Source organism: Alicyclobacillus acidiphilus NBRC 100859 (genome assembly GCF_001544355.1).
GTDB classification, from domain to species: domain Bacteria; phylum Bacillota; class Bacilli; order Alicyclobacillales; family Alicyclobacillaceae; genus Alicyclobacillus; species Alicyclobacillus acidiphilus.
In genome coordinates this window covers 1-3,093 of record NZ_BCQI01000123.1, presented here as the reverse complement: position 1 = coordinate 3,093, position 3,093 = coordinate 1, and the positions used below count along the sequence as shown (strand labels likewise).

The following is a 3,093-nucleotide window of genomic DNA, read 5'->3' as shown; positions in this document are numbered from 1 at the left end:
TAATTGAGGATTTTGTAGAATAATAATCCCAAATAGAAGGTCCGTCATATATCTGTTTAGACATCGACAGAAACAACTATTATATATGCTTTATTTTCAGAAATTAAATTCTGAAAAATCCTCAACTAAGTATTGATTTAAAGGAGAGGAATGGTTTATCTGCGTAAGAGCATGTTTAAATCTAAAAACAGAAAGAGAAGGTTTTGGACGCTATTACTTATTGTTCCTTTGTTTGTTGGTTTGTCTGTTGTGGCATTTGAGGTATATGAGTTTCTTAATCCATTTCAAAATTTGAACCCTTTACACCATGAAGTAACATTAGGCGAGGAAGTAATTGGCGATTGGATATATGCTGGGATGAATGATAATGGAGACATTGTCTTTTCTAATAATCATAATGATGTGCCTGTTTTAATTCCTGAAAATTCTCATGAATTTGCATTGGATGGAAAAACCTACATAGTAGATCGTGCAACAAGAAATTCATTAACCTTTTCTGACCCTATCGAGTCATTACCTTTTCAAAGGTTCTTTCAAGTGATTTTATTACTGTTAATAGTTATATTGGTTGTATGCCGTATACGAAAAAAAAGAATTTTGAACCTGAATATAAGACGCGTTCGTAAATTTAAGGCAAAAAAGTAGAATAATAATTTTTTTCGACATATTTATACAGTTTTTTTGTTTTTTTCTTGGTATGATTTATATGCAGTCTACTACTAAGTCCAGCGGTAATATGTCAAGGCCCTGAACCTTGAAAATTGGAAATTGCCTTGGACTGAAAATGCCTGGATTCAGGGAAAAAGGCAACACCAACCTAACCCAGTTTGGTTGCAATCCTCAAACTGGAATCCATACCTAGGACTGTTAAGGTGGTGGTTTATCGGCTAGCTGGATTCACCTTCCTTCTTGGCGTGTAAATTTGATCGTTGCGTAGCAGCGCATCGACCAGGCGCACGAGTTTTCTTGCGGTTAAGACGAGGGCTCTTTTGTGTTGGTGCTTAGGCACCTCAGCGAACTTCTTCTGGTAGTAGTCCCGGAATTCCGGCTCGTATCGTTTTACCGAGTTGGCGGCTTCAACAAGGTAATAGCGGAGGAACCGGTTACCAGACTTGATTCGCTTGGTATCTTCGGCTTCGAATTTGCCGGACTGGTGCTTTTGCCACGTGAGACCTGCATACTTCGCAATGGCGGCTTGGTCCTTAAATCGGTGAACATCGCCGATTTCAGCCAGAATGCCGGCGCAGTAGACGCGACCAATGCCGGGAATGGTCTCTAACGTGTTGGGGATACCGTCCAGCAACCGTACGATAGCTTCGTCAATCTGTTTGATCTGCTGCTTGATGGTACGTATAGACTCGATAGACGTCGCGAGCAGGATGTCAATCGTATCCTCTACACACTTGGAAAGGCGGTATGAGGAACGAGCAGCTTTCTGAATACACTTGGCGACCTTCTCTGGGTCAGGGAAACGGTTCTTGCCTTTCTCTTTCAGGTAATCAGCAAGATCCGCCAGTTCCATGGACCCAATTTCATCGAGGCTATATTGCTCCAACAGCAATTCGGTAATGGCACGACCGAAGACGCTGCTTTCGACTTCGCTGGTAAAGGCGCTGCATTTAAAGAACAGGTGTTGCAGAAAGTACTGTTTTTCACGCGTCAGGTTATGAATGAGATGAAATCTCATTCGTGTGAGACGCTGCAGGGCAACGTATTGTTCTTGTAGCACTACAGTCATTGGCAGTCGCCCGAAACGAAGACGGTCAGCGATAATCCAGGCATCGACATAATCGGTCTTGTCTAGATCCGAGTAAGCTTCTCGGAACTTGCTGATGAGCTTGGGATTGATGGTAAACACCTTAGTACCACGTTCTTGCAACGAACGATCTTCGTGCAAGAACATGGCGGGATGCCAACTGTACACGGATGTGGATTCAAGCCCGATATGAATTTCCTTGGGTTTCTCCTGATCCGCCAAAGACAGAAGCTTGTCCCGTAAATAGGTAGCACCATGGTAGTTATTCGGGACAGTAAAGGCATCCAGCGTGTCACCATCGATGTTCATGACGCAGACTTTCAAGTCCTCAGAGCTCACGTCAATACCGACAAACAATCGCAAGGGTTATCCCTCCCTTCTGAATTAGGGATTTAGGGAAATTGGACTCTTCGGGACGCCCCCAGCGCGCTCGCAGACCAATCACCCTCGCGTATGAGAACTTTCTTCGGTCCATGAGCCGCCTCGAAAGCTGCCACATTCGAGCATGGGTTGCCGAAGGGAACAGCCAACGGGTTAGAAGTCCAAGCGAGTGCTGGAGAAACAGACTTAGAACGTAGTCGAGCTACAGGAGGAGAACGAATTTCCCCAAATGACCCTAAGGTCATTGTCCGGGAGCATCACGAAGAGTCCAAGTCCCTGTACTAGGATTTCATGAAGTTTTCAAGGAACCGTACCGGGGCCCCGACTTCCGCTTCTCGCCCTTCGGGTTGCGGTGCGGGTTCGGCTACACCCTTCAACCGCAATAATTTCTAACTGGAAATTCTTTAAATACAGGACTCTAAAAACACTATACGAGGAGGAAGTTTCGATGAAATTAAAATCACTCATCACTGTTGCCTCTTCTGTCGCCGCGCTTGCTCTTGTAGGTTCTCCGGTCGTTGCTAGTGCAGCTGTTGCACAGCCTATGGCTACATATTCATCTTCATTTAATGTCACGTTTTATGAGCTGTCGGTCCCCAATGTTGACCCAAACGGATCGGGTGGGGATTTTTCTTGGGGCGGAACTTTTAGTTCTTCTTATAAAGTAGAACTCGTCAATTCGTCCGGAGTTGTAAAATATACGTGGAACGAGCCAGCAGGAACGATTACTGCAAGTTCAAATGAGAAAACTGTTGCTGCTGGTGATTATACCTGTGAATTTATCGCAACTAACTCAGCTCAATATTGTGATGGGGATGGCACGGTGTACTGGGATTGAGTTAATGAAAAGCAAGTGATTTAATTAACAGAAAGAGAGTTAGTTACTGGATGACTCTCTTTCTGTATTTATTGAGCCGATGCCACAATTCAATAATCCCCGTTATAGCAAAAGCGAA

Annotated in this window: 3 protein-coding genes; 2 read left to right on the top strand and 1 reads right to left on the bottom strand. The window is 44.2% G+C overall.

Annotated elements, in window-relative coordinates; genetic code table 11:
- The first annotated feature begins 150 nt into the window (after positions 1 to 150).
- The gene (locus AAC01S_RS18270) at positions 151 to 645 is read left to right on the top strand and encodes a hypothetical protein (protein WP_067625905.1); all 495 of its coding nucleotides are present in this window, start codon (positions 151 to 153) and stop codon (positions 643 to 645) included.
- 235 nt (positions 646 to 880) lie between these two features.
- On the opposite strand, the gene AAC01S_RS18265 is transcribed toward AAC01S_RS18270, so the two are convergent.
- Positions 881 to 2,119, bottom strand: a complete 1,239-nt coding sequence (locus AAC01S_RS18265) for an IS110 family RNA-guided transposase (RefSeq protein ID WP_067625902.1) — start codon at positions 2,117 to 2,119, stop codon at positions 881 to 883.
- Positions 2,120 to 2,585: 466 nt separating this feature from the next.
- On the opposite strand from AAC01S_RS18265, the gene AAC01S_RS19455 reads away from it, so the two are divergent.
- A complete protein-coding gene (locus AAC01S_RS19455) occupies positions 2,586 to 2,975 on the top strand; it encodes a hypothetical protein (RefSeq protein WP_157071291.1) in 390 nt (129 codons plus the stop codon).
- Positions 2,976 to 3,093 lie beyond the last annotated feature (118 nt).

Coding starts and splice junctions, on each gene's coding strand:
- AAC01S_RS18270 (WP_067625905.1), top strand. CDS start 151: ATGGTTTATCTGCGTAAGAGCATGTTTAAATCTAAAAACAGAAAGAGA.
- AAC01S_RS19455 (WP_157071291.1), top strand. CDS start 2,586: ATGAAATTAAAATCACTCATCACTGTTGCCTCTTCTGTCGCCGCGCTT.